18 protein-coding genes and 1 pseudogene are annotated in these 17,244 nt (G+C 60.3%); 3 read left to right on the top strand and 16 right to left on the bottom strand.

The features are described 5' to 3' along the window. Positions 1-6 precede the first annotated feature (6 nt). From hisG to JS536_RS03215, 7 genes are all read right to left on the bottom strand, one after another. On the bottom strand, positions 7-858 hold the full coding sequence (gene hisG, locus JS536_RS03245) for an ATP phosphoribosyltransferase (protein ID WP_214355757.1): 852 nt from the start codon (positions 856-858) through the stop codon (positions 7-9). A 121-nt stretch (positions 859-979) separates the two neighbouring features. Then, a complete protein-coding gene (locus JS536_RS03240; RefSeq protein ID WP_100495722.1) occupies positions 980-1,243 on the bottom strand; it encodes a phosphoribosyl-ATP diphosphatase in 264 nt (87 codons plus the stop codon). 104 nt (positions 1,244-1,347) lie between these two features. Then, positions 1,348-2,016 carry a ribulose-phosphate 3-epimerase gene (rpe, locus tag JS536_RS03235; RefSeq protein WP_214355756.1) on the bottom strand — a complete coding sequence of 223 codons (669 nt, stop codon included), beginning with the start codon at positions 2,014-2,016 and terminating at the stop codon, positions 1,348-1,350. A 64-nt stretch (positions 2,017-2,080) separates the two neighbouring features. Beyond that, a complete protein-coding gene (lgt, locus tag JS536_RS03230) occupies positions 2,081-3,013 on the bottom strand; it encodes a prolipoprotein diacylglyceryl transferase (RefSeq protein ID WP_214355755.1) in 933 nt (310 codons plus the stop codon). A gap of 99 nt (positions 3,014-3,112) precedes the next feature. Continuing rightward, entirely contained in the window at positions 3,113-3,982 is an 870-nt protein-coding gene (trpA, locus tag JS536_RS03225) for a tryptophan synthase subunit alpha (protein ID WP_214355754.1), read from the bottom strand. A 101-nt stretch (positions 3,983-4,083) separates the two neighbouring features. After that, positions 4,084-6,171: a bifunctional indole-3-glycerol phosphate synthase/tryptophan synthase subunit beta gene (locus tag JS536_RS03220; protein WP_214355753.1), complete on the bottom strand. Its 2,088-nt coding sequence runs from the start codon at positions 6,169-6,171 to the stop codon at positions 4,084-4,086. Positions 6,172-6,207: 36 nt separating this feature from the next. Further along, positions 6,208-6,954, bottom strand: coding sequence for a hypothetical protein (locus JS536_RS03215; RefSeq protein WP_214355752.1), 747 nt, complete (start codon positions 6,952-6,954; stop codon positions 6,208-6,210). A gap of 659 nt (positions 6,955-7,613) precedes the next feature. On the opposite strand from JS536_RS03215, the gene JS536_RS03210 reads away from it, so the two are divergent. After that, positions 7,614-8,975, top strand: a complete 1,362-nt coding sequence (locus JS536_RS03210) for an MATE family efflux transporter (protein WP_214355751.1) — start codon at positions 7,614-7,616, stop codon at positions 8,973-8,975. Between the two features lie 68 nt (positions 8,976-9,043). Here JS536_RS03210 and JS536_RS03205 read toward each other — a convergent pair whose 3' ends face one another. The 6 genes and pseudogenes from JS536_RS03205 to JS536_RS03185 all read right to left on the bottom strand — a co-directional run bounded on the left by JS536_RS03205 (position 9,044) and on the right by JS536_RS03185 (position 11,752). Then, the gene (locus JS536_RS03205) at positions 9,044-9,739 is read right to left on the bottom strand and encodes an SOS response-associated peptidase (RefSeq protein ID WP_214355750.1); all 696 of its coding nucleotides are present in this window, start codon (positions 9,737-9,739) and stop codon (positions 9,044-9,046) included. 50 nt (positions 9,740-9,789) lie between these two features. Then, a complete protein-coding gene (locus tag JS536_RS03200; RefSeq protein WP_214355749.1) occupies positions 9,790-10,089 on the bottom strand; it encodes a DUF2316 family protein in 300 nt (99 codons plus the stop codon). Positions 10,090-10,246: 157 nt separating this feature from the next. Beyond that, positions 10,247-10,705 (bottom strand): hypothetical protein, encoded by a 459-nt coding sequence (locus JS536_RS03195; protein ID WP_214355748.1) that lies wholly within the window; start codon positions 10,703-10,705, stop codon positions 10,247-10,249. A 354-nt stretch (positions 10,706-11,059) separates the two neighbouring features. Next, positions 11,060-11,134 (bottom strand): annotated as a pseudogene (locus tag JS536_RS11775) (N-acetyltransferase); the annotation flags it as partial. 7 nt (positions 11,135-11,141) lie between these two features. After that, positions 11,142-11,486, bottom strand: a complete 345-nt coding sequence (locus tag JS536_RS03190) for a hypothetical protein (RefSeq protein WP_214355747.1) — start codon at positions 11,484-11,486, stop codon at positions 11,142-11,144. Between the two features lie 11 nt (positions 11,487-11,497). Further along, positions 11,498-11,752 carry a hypothetical protein gene (locus JS536_RS03185; RefSeq protein WP_214355746.1) on the bottom strand — a complete coding sequence of 85 codons (255 nt, stop codon included), beginning with the start codon at positions 11,750-11,752 and terminating at the stop codon, positions 11,498-11,500. A gap of 377 nt (positions 11,753-12,129) precedes the next feature. On the opposite strand from JS536_RS03185, the gene JS536_RS03180 reads away from it, so the two are divergent. Both JS536_RS03180 and JS536_RS03175 read left to right on the top strand, forming a co-directional pair. Beyond that, positions 12,130-12,828 carry a response regulator transcription factor gene (locus tag JS536_RS03180; RefSeq protein ID WP_214355745.1) on the top strand — a complete coding sequence of 233 codons (699 nt, stop codon included), beginning with the start codon at positions 12,130-12,132 and terminating at the stop codon, positions 12,826-12,828. Continuing rightward, the gene (locus tag JS536_RS03175) at positions 12,804-14,012 is read left to right on the top strand and encodes a histidine kinase (RefSeq protein WP_240544235.1); all 1,209 of its coding nucleotides are present in this window, start codon (positions 12,804-12,806) and stop codon (positions 14,010-14,012) included. Before JS536_RS03180 ends, JS536_RS03175 begins: the two co-directional genes overlap by 25 nt. 27 nt (positions 14,013-14,039) lie before the next feature. On the opposite strand, the gene JS536_RS03170 is transcribed toward JS536_RS03175, so the two are convergent. From JS536_RS03170 to JS536_RS03160, 3 genes are all read right to left on the bottom strand, one after another. After that, on the bottom strand, positions 14,040-14,309 hold the full coding sequence (locus JS536_RS03170; protein ID WP_214355744.1) for a DUF4160 domain-containing protein: 270 nt from the start codon (positions 14,307-14,309) through the stop codon (positions 14,040-14,042). Then, positions 14,302-14,538 carry a hypothetical protein gene (locus tag JS536_RS03165; protein ID WP_214355743.1) on the bottom strand — a complete coding sequence of 79 codons (237 nt, stop codon included), beginning with the start codon at positions 14,536-14,538 and terminating at the stop codon, positions 14,302-14,304. Before JS536_RS03165 ends, JS536_RS03170 begins: the two co-directional genes overlap by 8 nt. 1,044 nt (positions 14,539-15,582) lie before the next feature. Then, a complete protein-coding gene (locus JS536_RS03160) occupies positions 15,583-16,776 on the bottom strand; it encodes a hypothetical protein (RefSeq protein WP_240544234.1) in 1,194 nt (397 codons plus the stop codon). Positions 16,777-17,244 lie beyond the last annotated feature (468 nt).

The following is a 17,244-nucleotide window of genomic DNA, read 5'->3' as shown; positions in this document are numbered from 1 at the left end:
AATAGCCTACATGCGCGAAGCCTGCAGGGCGGTAACGATGATGCCTCGCGCACCGACTTCATACAAATCATCCATCAGCTGGTTCACGGTGGCCTTGGGCACCATCACGCGCACGGCGTTCCACTGCTTGTCGTGCAGCGGGGAGATAGTGGGGCTTTCGAAACCGGGGGTCACGGCCACTGCGGCGGCCACCTTGCTCACCGGGATGTCGTAATCCATAAGCACGTACTGGTGAGCGGTGAGCACACCCTGGAGACGGCGGGAAAGCACGGCGAGACGCGGGTCGTCGTCGGCCAGGCGCGGCGAACGGATCAGGCAGGCTTCGGAGTGCATGAGCGGTTCGCCGAACACGCGCAGGCCGGCGTTGCGCAGGGTGGTGCCGGTGGAGACCACGTCGGCGATGAGATCGGCCACGCCGAGCTGCACGGAGGATTCGACCGCGCCGTCCAGGTGGATGGTCTCGGCCTCGACGCCGTGCTCCACGAGGTAGTCGTGGACGAGCTTGTCGAACGTGGTGGCCACGCGCTTGCCCTGGATGTCCTCGAGCTTGGAGATCGGGGACTCGTTCGGTGCGGCGAAACGGAAGGTGGAGGCGCCGAAGCCCAGCGGCAGATGCTCGATGGCCTCCGTGCCGGAGTTCTTGAGCAAGTCCTCGCCAGTGATGCCGACGTCGATGGCGCCACGGCCCACGTACACGGCGATATCCAGCGGACGCAGGTAGAACAGCTCGATGTCGTTGTCCGGATCCTGGACGACGAGCTGGCGCGGGTTGGTGCGCAGACGGTAACCGGCTTCGGCCAGCATATTCCATGCGGGCTCGGAAAGCATGCCCTTGTTCGGTACGGCGATTCTCAGCATGAGTGCTCCTCTCCCCTGGTGGGAGTCTGGTTCGGCGCGAAATTGGTTGATGTGATGATAATGGCGGGGTGAGGTCGGACCGCGTCGGTCCTGTTGTCAGGCCTCACCCCGCCGGGCGCACTCACAGGTGCTTGTAGACGTCCTCAAGGGTCAGGCCGTGCTTGATCATCATGACCTGCACGTGGTAGATGAGCTGGCTCATCTCCTCGGCGGTGCGGTCGGCGCCCTCGTATTCGGCGGCCATCCAGGTCTCGGAGGCTTCCTCGACGATCTTCTTGCCGATGAAGTGGGTGCCCTTGTCCAGCTCGTCGACGGTCAGGGAGCCTTCGGGACGGGTCTGGGCCTTCTCGCTCAGTTCGGCGAACAGGGATTCAAACGTCTTCATGTTTTCGTGTTTCCTTGGGTTGTATGTGGTTTGCTCGCCGGCGAAGGCATCGCGGACCGCGTTCGGGTGCAGTGCGAATGGCGATCCCACACCGGCGAAGTGGCTCAGTCCTTGTATGCGGCCTCGGCCTTGGCGCGGATGTCGTCGATGGCCTGGGCCGGGCTCTCGGCACCGTAGACGGCGGAGCCAGCCACGAGCACGTCGGCGCCGGCCTCGGCCACGATGTGCGCGGTCTTGGGGCTCACGCCGCCATCGACCTGGATGCGGGTCTTGAGGCCGCGGCGGGTGATCTCGTCGCGCAGGCGACGAACCTTGGCCATCTGGTTGTCGAGGAACTTCTGGCCGCCGAAGCCGGGCTCGACGGTCATGACGAGGATCATGTCGAACTCGTCGAGGATGTCGAAGATTGGCTCGACCGGCTCGGCCGGGCGCACGGCGAAGCAGGCCTTGCAGCCCATGTCGCGCAGCTGGCGGGCAAGGCGCACCGGGGCGTGGGTGGCGCCCATGTGGAAGGAGACGGAGGCGGCGCCGAGCTTGGCGTATTCGGGGGCCCAACGGTCCGGATCCTCGATCATGAGGTGGACGTCCACGGGCAGGTCGGTGACCTGGCAGATGCGGCCCACGATCGGCTCGCCGAGGGTGAGGTTCGGCACGAAATGATGGTCCATCACATCGACGTGGACCAGATCGGCGTTGGAGATGGCCTTGAGGTCGCGCTCAAGGTTGCAGAAGTCGGCGGACAGGATGCTGGGGGCGATTGCAATGTTGCTCATAATTCCTTACCTTATCTTTCAAATCGGACTTGCACCGGGTTGGTGCCCGCGTTGCGAGTCGCCGTTAACGCTTCTTTTGCTTGTTCTTTTCTTCCTCGACGCTTTGGCGTTCGAGCTCCTCCGCGGTGACCTCCTGCAGCCTGCGCGCCTGGGCCTCCACGTCCGGCCCGTACTGGTAGAGCACCACGAAGAGGATGCAGCCGAGCACGAACACGATGATGGCGGTCCACACGTTGGTTCTCAGTCCCAGGATCACCGTGGAGTAGTTGATGCGCACGTTCTCGATCCAGGTGCGGCCCAGTCCGTACCACATCATGTACATGGCGAACTGCTGGCCGGCCTTGAGACGGTCGGCGAGCTTGCGGCCGAGCACGACGATCAGCGCGGCGCCGATGAGGTTCCAGATCATCTCGTACAGGAAGGTGGGGTGGAACAGGGTGGTGGTGTAGTCCGGGCACTGGGAGCCGTTGTAGCAGATCTCGGATTTGCCGATGGCGTCCGCGTCGTTGAGCTTCAAGCCCCAAGGCAGGTTGGTGGGCCAGCCGTAGAGCTCCTGGTTGAACCAGTTGCCGAGACGGCCGATGGCTTGGGCGACCAGCAGCGCGGGGGCGATGGAGTCGGCGAAGATACCGAACGGGTAGCGGCGGTGACGGCACCACAGGAAGGCGGTGAGCGCACCCACGGAGACGCCTCCGAAGATGGCCATGCCGCCCTCCCACACCTTGAGGATGTTCACCAAGTCGCCGGTGGGCGGGAAGTAGGCACTGGGCGTGGTGATGCAGTGGTAGAGGCGCGCGCCGACCAGCGCACAGGGCACGGTGACCAGCGTGGTGTCGAGGATCTGGTCGAAATTGCCCCCGTACCGCTTCCATCGCGTGGTGAGGATCCACACGGCCACGCAGATGCCGATCAGGATGCAGATGGCGTACATGTGGATGGTGAACGGGCCGACCTGGAATTTGGAGAAGGTCGGTGAGGGGATATAAGCCAGATTCATAATGCCTCGTGTCTGCTGGTGGTCATGCTCGTTGTGGTACGCCCACTACCCTACCGTGTCGCGCGCGGAATGGAAGCAGGCGCACCGGGCCTTGACCCGTCAGCGGGCGTTGTGGATGCCTTCGGCGAGTTCCTCGCTCTTGGCGGCCAGCAGCTTCAGGCCTTCGGCCGCGTCACGGGCGGTCTTGTTGTCGTCCGCGAGCAGGGTGTGCACGAGGGCGGAGCCCACGATCACGCCGTCCGCGTAGGAGCCGACCTTGGCGCCCTGCTCCGCGGTGGACACGCCGATGCCGACGCATACGTTCTTGGCGCCGGCCTTGCGGGTGCGCTCCACGAGCACTTCCGGGGAGGCGTCGATGGTCGAGCGCTCGCCGGTCACACCCATGCGGGCGGCGGCGTAGACGAAGCCGCGGGCGTTGCGGGCCACGGTCTCGAGGCGTTCGTCGGCGGAATCCGGGGAGACCAGGAAGATGCGGTCCAGGCCGTGACGGTCGGAGGCCTCGATCCATTCGCCGGCCTCGTCGGGAATGAGGTCCGGGGTGATGAGGCCCGCGCCGCCGGCGTTCTCGAAATCGGTGGCGAAGCGCTCGACGCCGTAATGGTAGATGAGGTTCCAGTAGCTCATGACCAGCGGTACACCGCCGGCGTTGGCCACGGTCTCGACGGCCTCGAACACGCGCTTGATGGTCTCGCCATTCTTGAGGGCGATGGACGAGGCGGCCTGGATCACCGGGCCGTCCATGACCGGATCGGAATACGGCAAACCGATTTCGACAGCATCGACGCCATGCTCGACCATGGTACGGAAGGCGCCGAGAGAGACTTCCGGATTCGGGAAGCCGTAGGGCAGGTAGCCGATGAAGGCCGGCTTGTTCTGGGCTTTGAACTTGGCGAACATCGCCTCGGTCTGGCTGGGCTTGTGGCTGATGCCCAGCGGCTGGCCGGAGGGCGTGGTTGCAGTGTTGGTCATATCAAAATCTCCTTTTGTCCCCTGGCTCCCCTCTTTGAGGGGAGCTGCCGGCGAAGTCGACTGAGGGGAGGTTCCACCTGTGGTTTTTTATTGCGGTGAGGTCACGCCACGGTGTTGCCGTGGGCTCCGGTCACGTCAAGCGCCTTGGCCTGATCGTCGGTGAGGTAGCCGAACCACTTGCCGGCGGTGGCCATGTCCTTGTCTCCTCGGCCGGAGATGTTGATGATCATCACGGCCTTGTCGTAACCCTTGGCCTTGAGGTCGGCGGCGGCCTTGTAGGCGCCGGCCACGGCATGCGAGCTTTCGATGGCGGGGATGATGCCCTCGGTCTGGCTCAGGTCGCGGAAGGCGTTCATGGCCTCTTCGTCGGTGGCCCAGGAGTAGTTCACACGGCCGATGTCCTTGAGCCATGCGTGCTCGGGGCCCACGGAGGCGTAGTCGAGGCCGGCGGAGATGGAGTAGGTGTCGAGCGTCTGGCCTTCGTCGGTCTCCAGCAGGTAGCTCTTGGCGCCCTGGAACATGCCGAGCTGGCCGGTGCCGGGGGCGAAGCGGATGGCGTGCTTGCCGGATTCGGGGCCGTTGCCGCCGGCCTCGTAGCCGTAGAGGTTCACACGGTCGTCATCCAGGAAGGCGTTCATCACGCCGATGGCGTTGGAGCCGCCGCCCACGCACGCGCACACCGCGTCCGGATGGTCGATGCCGTACCAGTCCTGGAGCTGTTCCTTGGCTTCCTCGCCGATGATCTTCTGGAAGTCGCGGACCATGGCGGGGAACGGGTGCGGGCCGGCCACCGTGCCGAGCAGGTAGTGGGTGTCCTTGACGTTGGTCACCCAGTCGCGCAGCGCCTCGTTGATGGCGTCCTTGAGGATCTTGTCGCCGAGGGTGACCTCGACCACCTCGGCACCGAGCATGCGCATGCGGGCCACGTTGAGGGCCTGACGGCGGGCGTCGATCTGGCCCATGTAGATGCGGCACTTGAGGCCCAACATGGCGCACACGGTGGCGGTGGCCACACCGTGCTGGCCGGCGCCGGTTTCGGCGATCACGCGGGTCTTGCCCATGCGCTTGACGAGCAGGGCCTGGCCGAGCGCGTTGTTGATCTTGTGGGCGCCGGTGTGGTTGAGGTCCTCGCGCTTGAGGAAGATACGGGCGTCAAGGCCGGTCTTGTCCTTGACGAGCTGGGCGAAGCGCGGCGCTTCGGTCAGCGGGCTTGGACGGCCCACGTAACGCTGCTGCAGGGTCATGAACTCCTTGTGGAATTCGGGGTCGGCCTTGGCATCGTTGTAGACGCGCTCCAGCTCGTCCAGTGCGGTGATCAGCGCCTCGGGCACGTAGCGGCCGCCGAACTGGCCCCAGTACGGTCCCTGATGTTCGCTCAGCGGGGTGGATTCGGATGCTTTCACTTGTGCTCCTGCCTTTACTAGTCGTTCCACTGCAAGTTCATGATCGTCGGCGGTGGCCACGCCTTCGCCGACCAGGACCGCGTCCGCTCCCGCACGGGCGTAATCCTCCACCTCAACCGCGCCGAATACGCCGGATTCCGCCACCTTGATGACGTCCTCGGGCAGGTCCGCGGCTAGTTCGTTGTATTTGTTGACGTCCACGCGCAGGTTCTTCAGGTTGCGCGCGTTGATGCCGATCACGCGGGCTCCGGCCTTGCGGGCGCGTTCGATCTCCTCGCGGGTGTGGGTCTCCACGAGCACGGTCATGCCGAGTTCGTGCGCGAGGTCGAGCAGGTGCTTGAGCCGGTCGTCGTCCAGCGCGGCCACGATGAGCAGCACCAGGTCGGCACCGTGGGCGCGCGCCTCGAAGATCTGGTAATCGGTGACGATGAAGTCCTTGCGCAGCACCGGGATATGCACGGCGGCGCGGACCTTGTCCAGATCGTCCAGGGAGCCCAGGAAGCGGCGGCCTTCGGTGAGCACGGAAATCGCGCTTGCACCGCCCTTCTCATACTCGCGGGCCAATGCGGCTGGGTCGGGGATATCGCTCAGGTGGCCCTTGGACGGGGAGGCGCGCTTGATTTCGGCAATCACGGGGATGCCGTCCGCGCGCTTAAGCCATCGCGTCGCGTCGATGGGAGCCAGGGCCGCCAGCGCGGCCTTCTTCACTTCCTCCAGCGACACGGTACGCTCGCGGGTCTGCTGGTCCTCCAGCGCGCCCGCCACCAGTTCGTCCAAAACCGACATGATCCTCCCTTTGTTGGTGGTCGATCATGCGACACTCTAGCCACAGCGAACCGCGCACGGACCGCCCGTTCTACATTCTGGGCGCAACAATCCGTGATATTCCACAGAGGTCAATGAGCGTCCATCATCGGCATGGCCGTTTTCGGCATGGTCGCCACGCATGATGGCGCTGGCCTTATATTCGTTGCGCTCGTAGTCCGTATAGTAGAGTTCCCAGTCGATGCCGGCACTGGTTTCGACCACGCAGAACACTGATGCGTCATTGATGATCAGCGACGCATACCCCGGTCCTATGTTGACGCCTGAATCCAAGCGGACCTGTTCGATGGGTACGTCCAGGCCATCGGCGCCTTCGACGAATGAGTCGCGTAGGTTCTGCTCTCGTTCGGGCACATCCCACGTATACGCCAGCACGGCCACCGGGGCGAGTGTCTGGCAGATTTGTTCACTGATCATGCCGTAGGTATATACGTCTGTCCCGCCGTCGCGGCCCGAACCGCCGACATTTCCCGAATCGCCGGAATCGCCGAAGAGACCGTCCAACGAGCCGTCCGGCGTCAGTTCGCGGTACGGCTCCTCGCCGCTGCCTTGCCAATACCGTTCCCAAGCATCCGTCCAGGCATCCTGTTCCGACGGCATGGCAGCATGCAATGTGCCGTCCGGTTGCGGCAGATGCACGATGGGCATGTATATCGGGAGCACTGATGCGCTGACCCGTATGCCCAATACGCTGAGGACGATAGTAAGTACGGCGATGACTACGCCGATTCCGGAAATGATCATCCGGTCCTTCCTGCGACTGTTCACGACTTCCCCCATCCGGTCGCCGCAAGACGGTCTGTCGTATGTGATTGACGATGCGGCACCTTTGCTGGTGCATCGCCGGTCGCTGTACGACAGTGTCCACCCTGCGATTGACAACGTTTGCCATCATCGTGGTTCATTCATGCATATATGCAAGGCCGACGATGATGCTTCACGTTGCTCATTTCCCCACAATCCAATGTACGGTAAGCTTGTCTGCGACTTGCCGAAGCCCAGTGAACTCTAGTGCGGGGTTGACATAATTCGTTTGCGGCGCAGCCTGGCATTCAAGCAGGGCCCACCGAGCCAGCCGCAAGGAACCATCGATGCCAACGATTGCACTATATGCGGAAGACGATGCTTCGAAAGAACGAACGCGCCGCTGAAACAGCCAAACAGAACGTTCGTAACGAGCAAGGTTCCGTAAACCGGAATTATCGCGGACTCGATGAGATTACCCTTCAGCCATCTTTATCTGCTTTGGCGAAGCAGATGGGTGTAAGGCACATCGACACAAGCCGCACGGCGTGTTGTTGTCCGCACTGTGGTTGGTAGCATGCCCGTGGTGATTCGCGTGATGGACGCAACGCAGGCGCACATCCACAATCATGCATCGACGAGAGACGGCAAGGAGCGGCATGGATAACGAACTGTTCGAGAAAGCACCCATCCCGAAGGCGTATTTCTCGTTGGCCATGCCGGTGGTGCTCAGCATGCTGGTCACGCTGGTTTACAACATGGTCGACACGTACTTCATCGCGCATACCGGGGACACGAACATGGTGGCCGGCGTCTCCCTGACCGCACCCGTATTCACCGTGATGATCGCGCTCGGCGACATCTTCGGTCTCGGCGGCGCCTCCGTCATCTCGCGACTGTTCGGGCAACACAAATACGCGGACGGCAAACGACTGAGCGTGTTCTGCTTCTATGCGGCCATGGTCACGGGCCTGCTCATCGTAGTCTTTGGCCTATTGTTCCGACCGCAGATGCTCACACTGCTTGGCGCGGACGACAACACATGGCGGCATGCGTCCGACTTCTACACGCTGATCATCATCGGTTCGCCGTTCATCATCGTCTCCATGACGCCGACCAACCTGCTGCGTACGGAAGGCCACGCCGTGCAATCCATGATCGGCTCGATCGCCGGCACGGCGGTCAACATCGTGCTCAATCCGCTGTTCATCCACGTGTTCGGCTGGGGTGCGGCCGGATCGGCCGGCGCGACCGTGATCGCCAACATCTGCACCGACGTGTACTACATCTGGTTCCTCGTCTCGCGCAGCCAGAACCTGTCCATCAATCCGCGGCTCATCCTCTCCCGCATCGGCGCCGCGATCGACATCGGCGGCCATGAGATCCGCGAGATCCTCGCCATCGGCATCCCCGCAGCCATCACGAACCTGACGCAAAGCGTGGGCATCGTCATGGTCAACCTGTTCCTGCTCCCCTACGGCACCGACACGGTGGCCGCGATGGGCATCGCGCTCAAGATCATCCTGATCGCCGTGCTCATCTTCGCTGGGTTCGCGTTCGGCGCGCAGCCGCTCATCGGCTATAACTACGGCGCCCGCGACATGCCGCGCCTGCGCGCGATCATGCGGTTCTCATATGCGTTCCTGTGCTTGTTCGCGCTCGGTATGACCCTGGTGCTGAGCCTTGCCGACCGTGTGCTGATGCGCTTCTTCATCGCCGACGAGACGATCGTGGCACTGGGTGCCGGCATGTTGCGCGTGCAGTTGCTGAGCCTGGTGTGCGTGGCGGTGGTGATGGTCACGACCTGCACGTTCCAATCGGCAGGCAAGGCGCTCGGCGCGTTCGTGCTGTCCATCAGCCGTCAGGGCGTGATGCTCGCCGTCACGTTGTTCGCCGGTTCGCGTCTGTTTGGCTACGCGGGCGTGATCGCCGCGCAGGCCATGGCGGATTTGCTCACCGCCGTGCTCGCGCTCATCCTGTTCGCCGTCATGCTGCCTGAGCTGCGTGGCCGGTCCCGATAATGGCGTCATGCCAGCTTTCGTGCCGTTCTGATGTGCGGAAGCCGGGCCGATCCGCACACTAGAGCACGTCAGAACAGGTAATCGGAGTGGAATCGAGGCAATGGTTGAATCAGCCTGCGACCGTCGTCCGACGAATCAAACGCGGCGACTTCATGGAATGCAAGGCCGCGGGATAGGGCGATGCCACCTTCCTGCATATTCGACAGCAACAACTTGCCGTCGACCGACCGGTCGAGCCAAGCGCCGGTCATGTCGCGTGGCACGAGCAGCGGCATACGGTCATGGACCGTGGCCGGGCCGTCCACGGCCTGACAGGTGAGTATCGTCGCGGTCAGCAGCCACGGGGATTGGCCTGCACGCCACCAGGAGAACAGTCCGGCCAACGGCAACGGGGCGTCATCCGGCGCATGGAAGTAATACGGTCGGCGGCCGCGAAATTCGTAGTATCCGGAAGCGGGGATGACCGCGCGCATGGACTTGGCCGAGTCGGCGAACGTGGGTTTGACGCACGCCGATTCGATGCGCGCATTGTATGTGGGATACGACAGGTCTTTGGTGGTGCCCCACGCCGGAATCAGCGACCAGTACGCGCCGGCCAGGTGACGCCGCCCATCCTTCCCCTGCGCCACGATGCCGATGGTCTGCTTGGGTTGGAAATTGTACGAGGGCTGCGGAAGCGTGGCGGGATCCGTCTGATCTTTTTCCACGTCGAATTGCTCCGCGATCGCATCCCAATCCAAATCAGCGGCAAAACACCTGCACATGGCGTTCAGCGTACCATTCCGTAATGCTCCACTGTGTCAGTCCGACTGATTCAGTCCAGTCGGTTCGCGTCGATGACACGGTCGTCAAGGAACCAGTAGTCGTGCGGGTCGCCGCGCAACGCGCTGAACGGTACGGGCTCCACGCCTGCGGCGGCGGCCTTGTCAAGCAGATAGCGACGCACGATCCATGGATATTCCAGCACGCCGGACTTGAGTTCGATGATGCGCTCGACGGTCGCGCCGGAAACCCCGAAATCCTCTCCGATCTGGTCTGCGGTCAATCCCAGCAGAGCCATGTTCTCATGAAACTCGCGGATGGTCGATGTGCGCTGTTCGGTCGTCAAAGACATGCTTTACTCCCCTAGCTATCAGTGTAAAATCCATGTCCAATCTAGTCCCGAATCATGCCGCATACTACGCATATTGGCTCATAGACGTCTCACATGAGATGTGGTTATAGGCAGTGCGGCCTGACTGTGATGCCGAATCCGTCTGGCACCCTGCCTGCTATGACTGTTTGCGGGAGCGCCTGTTGGCAACTTCTGCAAACAGAACGCCAATCAGGATGATTGCGGCCAACGCCCAGGCCACGTACTGCAACGGCCTGATTGGAAACACCATGGCGACGATGAACAGGCAGCCCCATAGGTTGATGCCGAGAATGGCCAGCAGCTGCTCGCACAAACGGTCGGGCCGACGCAGCCGTTCATCGGACAGCGGATGGGCCGCCTCCCACCTGCGGCAAATGAAACCTCGTATCGCATACGCGAGGTCCGCCAGCAATGCGAGACCGGCGGGCAGCATGATCGTCCAAAACGGTCTGCCCTGCCCACCGTATCGAATGACGCCGCATGCGATGGCCGTGATGGAGCACACTGCCAGAGTGAACGAGATGCCGAACGAGCTCAGTTGCCGCTCGCTGAACACCACACGGTGAGAGGTCTTCGAAACGTTGTTTCCATCCATGATCATCCGCCTCTTTCATCGCGGCACGCATATATCACCACTATCATGACGCGCCACATTCGGTTCGACAACTTGATGTCAAGCGATTGCATGACAGTTGCTTAGCAACCGCATCTTTAGAGGGTTGGTTATCGGAGATAGGCGATGGTTGCATACGCATTATGTGATGATATTGGTTTGCGTTCAATGGACGGATACGACTCCAAGAACCACGCCTGTGGCATCCCTGATTCAGGGACTCTGTTCTAATTGCCATTTCAGAGCATGTGAGTGGCGACGTAAAGAGTTCACATGAATGTCGATACTCGGAAAATGAATATCGACAATGGAGAACCGCCGTTGGTTTCCCTACTATCAATAGTTAATCATTTCGAGTTCCAGCCCCATGTCTTCGGTTTGGGTGCGGCCGGTCTCGATGAAGCCGATGTGCAGTGGCTCAGTCATTTTGCCAATTATGGGTCGCTTGCATGGCGGCGACGCCGAACACGGACTGCACACAGAACAGTCCTGTGAGGAACACCAACACGGCGGGACGGTATGTGCGGTAGAAATCAACCATGTCCGGTTGTGCGTATGGCATAGCGATGGTGTACGCACAACCAGCAAGCAGAGCAACGAGCAACGAACCGATCAGCAGTGTGATGACGGCGAAACGCAGTCTTCGCCGGTCTTCGCACGCATGCGCAAGCCAGCGAAACGCCAGCGTGATGCAAATGCTGACCAGCAGATAGCACAGTAGCCCGTATGTGGGTAGCATGTCGATGATAAGCAGATACTTCATGGGAGATCCTTTCAGATCAGGCATTCGAAGAAAAGCCATTCCGAGGAATCAGCATCACGGATGATGATCAGCGTGCCGCTCTCGTTGTCTATCTTCCTATGCGGCTGCTTGTACAGATCATCAAGTTGTGTTCCCAGATCCAATTGCAGAGTCGAATTCGCTTCCTTGACCATACGTCTGCTTTCCTGTGACAGTCGATTGCTGGAGTACTCCTTGCCATCCAGAATGGTGCCGTTAACTTTTTCCGGGTCGGCGGTGATCTTCACGTACCTGTACCCGTCTCCGTGGAAACTCTCCTTCTTCCTTACTGACGGTTGCCCTCGTGTCCTTGGGGAATGAGATCGAGAACCTCTGCGACAAATTCTGAACCGTACTATAGCTTTGGTATCGCGTCCATCCGAACCACAATCCCGCCACCACCAATGCCGTGACGACCACAATAGCGATGATCGTTCCGGCACGGCCGTCATCTTTCCATACGCGGTTTCCCATCCGTGGCCTCCCATCCTTCGTCGTGTACCAACAAATCTCATTATTTCCATTGAATCCACGCACGCTCCGCATCCGCAACGTCATGTCAAGCAAACGCATGACACCGTTTCATACCGGGGAGCCAATGGCCGTCGGCGGTACAGTGGGTGTCATGGGACTTGGAAACGAGCCGGAGACGGCGAATGTGATCCGCATCGGCGTGTTGGATAATGATCCGTTCGCGTTGGATGCGATGTGCGCGATGATCGCGGCCATGTCCCGGGATTTCCACGTCGTGTGGAGCACGGGGTCGCCGGCGGTGGCGATCGAGCACTGCCACAACGCGCATACACGGCCGGACGTGTTCGTATTGGACATGGCGTTGGGCGGCATCACGGGCGCGGACGTGTGCCGGCGCATCCGGCGCAGGACGGGCGAGGTGGGTGTCATCTGCGTCACCTCGTATTCGACGGACGTCTACCGGGCGGAGGCGATCAAAGCCGGCGCGCAGGGACTGCTCGCCAAGGAACGACTCAAGACCGGCATCGCCGACGCCGTGCGACGGGCGGCGCATGGTCTGCCGACCGCTGCTCAGGCCGAGGCGGGCTTCCATGACGCGGCATCGGCGTATGCGTTGCTGTCCGGTACGGTGCCGGTGAAGATGTCCGAGGACATGAAGGACTCATTGTCCGCGCGCGAGAAGGACATCCTGCGCCTGTACGCGCAGCATCTCACCACCGACGAGATCGCACAGCGGTTGGGTATTGCCAAGGGCAGTGTGTTCACGTACGTGCATCGCGCGGCCGACAAGCTCGGTGTGACCAGCCGCAGGGAGGTGCTGGAGGCATGCGCCAGATACGATCTGCTGTAAGCCGGCTTATCGGACGAATCGGTCCAAGCAGCGATCATCCGGTCATTGCGGCGGCATGCGTGCTGTTGGCTGCCGCCCTCATCGCGGAATACATGGCCCGGGCCGCGACGGATGCCTCCTCAACAGTGAGCGTGCAGCATCTTGCGCTGGTTCTGGTGATGCTCGTCGGTCTGGTCGGCGGCATGTTCCGCCCGCAATGGTTTCTATGGGCGGCACTCGTGGCCGGGGAGATCCTGCTGGTAATGACACTCATGATCACTCCATTGGCCATCAGCATTATCTGTACGGGATTCCTTGCCTATCTCAACACATGGTCTGGCGTAATCGCCACCGGCATGCTGCTCGTGTTGCTGGTCGCTCCCGCACCACCTAGTAGCAACCGTCTGCTGATGGCTACGTTGATGCATATCGCGCTTTATTGTTTCCCGCTAGTGACCGGCCTGTTGCTGCACATGATGAGGCAGCGTGATCATGACTCTTATATGCTGCGTCGCCAGCAGGAACACGAGGACACAGCCCGCAATTTGCATGACACCATCAGCAACGACCTTGCCTACCTCATCCTACGCATCGACCACGCCGAGACCAGCGGCATGCCCGCCGGCGAACAGGAATACCGGCAACAGCTCCGGGAACTACGCGACGCGGCCGATCGCGCCATGACCCACACGCACGCGGTCATCGAGTCGCTGGAAGAGTATCCGATTCAGCAGCCAGAATCGATGGGAGCACGAGGCGAAGCATCAACGCCGATCCCGAACAGCGATCCCGTTACCGTACAACAGGCAGAGCTGCAATCCCTAATCGACGACGAGGAGACGAAACTCGAATCGCTCGGTTTCACCGGCGATAATCTGCTCGGCGAGTTCCATCATCCGCTCTCCCCCGGCATGATGCGACTGCTCATAGGATTGCTGACGGAACTGTACGCGAACATCGCCAAGCACGCCGACCCGGCCGAATGGTACGCCGTCTCCATTAGCTTCGACGCTAAGGAGACCCGCATCTCCGTCAGCGACACCATCACTGAACACGACGGAAAGCTCGGATTGGGCAGCGGCCTCGACCGTTACCGCGCCATCATCGAAACAGCCGGCGGCAGCTTCACCATCCACACGGAACAGCGGCACTGGCAGCTGGATGCCGCCTTCCCAAACAAATCGGGCAACGGACTACACCAGTAGAACGCCGAATGCCTCCTGCCGAACCTGTCACTTGTCGAAATGGCAGTTACCGAAGAAACTGCGCCATGCCTGGACGAAACCATTCCAATTGCGGCGTATGTACAACTGAATCTTCCGTGTCGTCTTGGCATCCAACGTGGTCGAGTCCACGACTACATCCCCGTCAGCGGTCAGCACGAACTTGGCAAGCCGATACGAGTTGTTACGTTTGATATGAAAATGCACGCCGTGACCGCCGTCATTGCTGGTCACATAAAACTCGTATCCGGCGACGTCTTCAAACCAGATCTCAGGCATATTCGCGATCCACTTCGCGCGCATCCTCCACGAACGGATAGGAACGCTTGAAGTAGCCTTCCACCAGTGGAAGCGATTCGGACGGGAACGTGTTGCTGCGCACCGTGCCATCATTGTTGAACACGATTTTGAACCCGGTCGCCGGCTCGGTGACCGTAACCGTTCTCGCCGTGTATCCCAGTCGAAGACCGTTGGCCTCCAACAGGTTGTTCATGCCGATCCTCGCCATGACAGCCTCCAATCCATGATTCCCCCTACGAAGTATTACACGTCCTATTGTATGCGGTTTCCCTCACGAAGCATGGCCCGAACCCTTTGCTCGTATCCATCAGGATCGAAGACCGCCTCCAGCTGCGCACTCTCTAATTGCGTACAACTCAAGGCAATATTCAGCTTCCTTGGAAACGTTTGTCTGAGTGAAAACGAACATGGCGCGGTTGCGGCTTTGCTCCTCATGGGAGATCAGCTGATGTCATTCAGCTAATCCAGTGTTGAACGTACGCGACGATACCTAGGAATGCGCCCGCGCCCACTCCAAGGAAGACGGGTCCCCATCCCTTCAGCCAATCCGCGAAACGGTTGGACGAGGATCTCGCACAGTCATCCGTCACAGGTTTTATTCCAATTGAGTCCTTCTGCTGGTTCATGGTTTCTCCCCTGTCTTCCGCAACAGATTTTGATGATGACCGAAATCACCACATACAGCACGCATACCAGCGCCAGCACGACACTGGCAATCGATGTTCTTTCGCTCATTCCGACTCCGATCGGCGTCAGTCTTACCAGTCCGGGCTACAGGAGCGCAATCACCAGAGCGACAGCAGCCAAACCTGCCGCTACGCCAATCCCTATGGCAAGGAAGGAGTTCGATTTCGCGCCGCCTTTCAGAGCTGTGAGTAGAGCCATGACCAGCAGTAGCACTCCGACGGCTCGACAGAGCAGACCCAAGACGTCTCCCGGGATCGCAAATGCGAGAGCCTGCAATGCTATGGATGTGCACACCAGGATCACGACCAGTCGTCTGACGCCGCCGTTTTGTACCGACGTGCTATGAGTTGACTGTTCCATTGAGATCACTTCCCTTCCCTGGGATTCGTTTTCATCGCTATATCTATTCAATCCGGGAACGGCTGACGGTGCAACATCATGTCAAGCAATCGCATGACAGGAGTCGTCAGCCAAGGCCTGCATCCGCCAAGTCCACCGGCAGTCGACCGCGTATTGCGCTCAATATCGGGCTCAACGCAAGTCGGACATACGTTTTCGTTCGCAGCTATGGTGCCACCGGTACAACGAGGATGCTGTCGCTGCTGCGGTTGGTCGGAATAAGCGCGGGTGTGGTCGACACCTTGCCGGTAGTCGTGTCGGCGTCCGCGATGATGCCGACTTGCTTCACTCCACGTGCCGGGACCTTCACGGCCGGGTTCAAGGACTCTCGGACCAGCATGACGATCCGCGTGTCCACGACGATGGCCTGCGAAACATACGGTGATGACCCCGTGGGCATGGAGATGCACTGATTACCGATAGCGAACGGCTGCTCGATGACGGGGCAGATTTGCCGTGTTCCTACGGCCCATGGCTTTCCCGCAACGATCACAAGCGTCTGGAAGTCCGAGGAGACCGTGGTGCTGTCCGTCCGTTCCAAGGTGTTCGCATCGAACATGTCGATTTGCCGGGGAGTCCCGTTCATGTCCGTGCCGGCCACCAGCACGTGATTGTTCCACACGACCGGTCGCAGGTACAGCAGAGCGTCGTCGGTCACCTGTTCCTTGACCGAACGGTCGGATAACCCGTAGCGGATGATCTTGCCCTGGTATCGGTTGGAACTCAACGTGAGCTCATGGCCGGTGATGAACAGGTGCCGCCCGTCGGATGCCTGGCCTTCGGTGTAGATCTTCAGTATTTTCCGCTCAGTGACTTTGCCCGCACCGTCCTGGACGACCAGCAGGTTGAGGTACGAGTCGTCTTCCGGAGAATCGTTGCCGTTCATCACCGCCACGACCCCGTCACCATACGGTCCGATGGACATGACGCCGGAATAGTTCGGATTATCCAATAGATGGAACGATTGCATCGCGCCATCCTTGTCGATGATGAGATGCATGTTTGAGCGTTGACCTCCGGCGATGAACTTGCCGTTCTCATACGAGTATACGGACACGTCCTGCAATTCGGGGACCCGTTCATCCGCAATAATGCCGCCCTTGCGGTCAATGGTCAGCACGCCACCCTTGTTCGATTCCAACATGGCCGAATAGATGATCCGATAGGCTGCCGGCTCGCTCGAGCGCTCATAATGCGGGACGGCAACGTACCAGACGATGAGCGAGGCGGCCACTATGATCGCGGCCGATACCGCGGCGACTATGGCAATCGCCGTCTTGTGATAGCGCCGCATCTTCTTCGTTGTGCCTTTCCTGTGTTTTCCGAATCGATCATCGATCCGAACCGATACCGTCAGCATACGGATAATTCCACATCCGCTTGCCACGCTGTCATCACTCACATGACAGGCACACAAACCGGCTATGCAGGATAAGGACCCCCAACTTACGGAACCTGACTATATGCGATGTCCCTGCTCACAGGCTTAATCCGCCCGATTCTTCTTTCTTTTTGCGAGAAGTATTCGGGCGGCCCGGACCGATAGGATTGCCAGAACGAGTGGAACGACCACCCATTTAGGGAATTGCATCGCGTTGAAAACCAATGCCAGCACAAAAATCAACACGTACGTCAAAAGTTCCCACCATTTTAGAGGCAAACGATACGATACGTTCCCCTCACGTTCTTGCGCCGATGTTTCATTAACGGACTTTCCCATTGCGATCGATTCCCTTCCGCGAGATTCGTTTTCGTTGCCATATCTTTTCAATCCGAGAACGGCCGACAGCACAACATCATGTCAAGCGATCGCATGACAGGAATCTTC

Origin of the sequence: Bifidobacterium sp. SO4 (genome assembly GCF_018555355.1) — a bacterium.
Classification (GTDB): Bacteria; Actinomycetota; Actinomycetes; order Actinomycetales; family Bifidobacteriaceae; genus Bifidobacterium; species Bifidobacterium miconisargentati.
Note: the sequence above shows the minus strand (reverse complement) of the source record. Positions and strands in the feature narration are given on the sequence as shown.

Bases quoted from the DNA above. Each gene is read 5' to 3' on its own strand.
- lgt (WP_214355755.1), bottom strand. From the start codon at position 3,013: ATGAATCTGGCTTATATCCCCTCACCGACCTTCTCCAAATTCCAGGTC.
- JS536_RS03160 (WP_240544234.1), bottom strand. From the start codon at position 16,776: ATGCTGACGGTATCGGTTCGGATCGATGATCGATTCGGAAAACACAGG.
- hisG (WP_214355757.1), bottom strand. From the start codon at position 858: ATGCTGAGAATCGCCGTACCGAACAAGGGCATGCTTTCCGAGCCCGCA.
- JS536_RS03195 (WP_214355748.1), bottom strand. From the start codon at position 10,705: ATGGATGGAAACAACGTTTCGAAGACCTCTCACCGTGTGGTGTTCAGC.
- JS536_RS03220 (WP_214355753.1), bottom strand. From the start codon at position 6,171: ATGTCGGTTTTGGACGAACTGGTGGCGGGCGCGCTGGAGGACCAGCAG.
- JS536_RS03175 (WP_240544235.1), top strand. From the start codon at position 12,804: ATGCGCCAGATACGATCTGCTGTAAGCCGGCTTATCGGACGAATCGGT.
- JS536_RS03200 (WP_214355749.1), bottom strand. From the start codon at position 10,089: ATGTCTTTGACGACCGAACAGCGCACATCGACCATCCGCGAGTTTCAT.
- JS536_RS03205 (WP_214355750.1), bottom strand. From the start codon at position 9,739: ATGTGCAGGTGTTTTGCCGCTGATTTGGATTGGGATGCGATCGCGGAG.
- JS536_RS03215 (WP_214355752.1), bottom strand. From the start codon at position 6,954: ATGATCATTTCCGGAATCGGCGTAGTCATCGCCGTACTTACTATCGTC.
- JS536_RS03210 (WP_214355751.1), top strand. From the start codon at position 7,614: ATGGATAACGAACTGTTCGAGAAAGCACCCATCCCGAAGGCGTATTTC.
- JS536_RS03180 (WP_214355745.1), top strand. From the start codon at position 12,130: ATGGGACTTGGAAACGAGCCGGAGACGGCGAATGTGATCCGCATCGGC.
- JS536_RS03165 (WP_214355743.1), bottom strand. From the start codon at position 14,538: ATGGCGAGGATCGGCATGAACAACCTGTTGGAGGCCAACGGTCTTCGA.
- JS536_RS03190 (WP_214355747.1), bottom strand. From the start codon at position 11,486: ATGAAGTATCTGCTTATCATCGACATGCTACCCACATACGGGCTACTG.
- JS536_RS03170 (WP_214355744.1), bottom strand. From the start codon at position 14,309: ATGCCTGAGATCTGGTTTGAAGACGTCGCCGGATACGAGTTTTATGTG.
- JS536_RS03240 (WP_100495722.1), bottom strand. From the start codon at position 1,243: ATGAAGACGTTTGAATCCCTGTTCGCCGAACTGAGCGAGAAGGCCCAG.
- trpA (WP_214355754.1), bottom strand. From the start codon at position 3,982: ATGACCAACACTGCAACCACGCCCTCCGGCCAGCCGCTGGGCATCAGC.
- rpe (WP_214355756.1), bottom strand. From the start codon at position 2,016: ATGAGCAACATTGCAATCGCCCCCAGCATCCTGTCCGCCGACTTCTGC.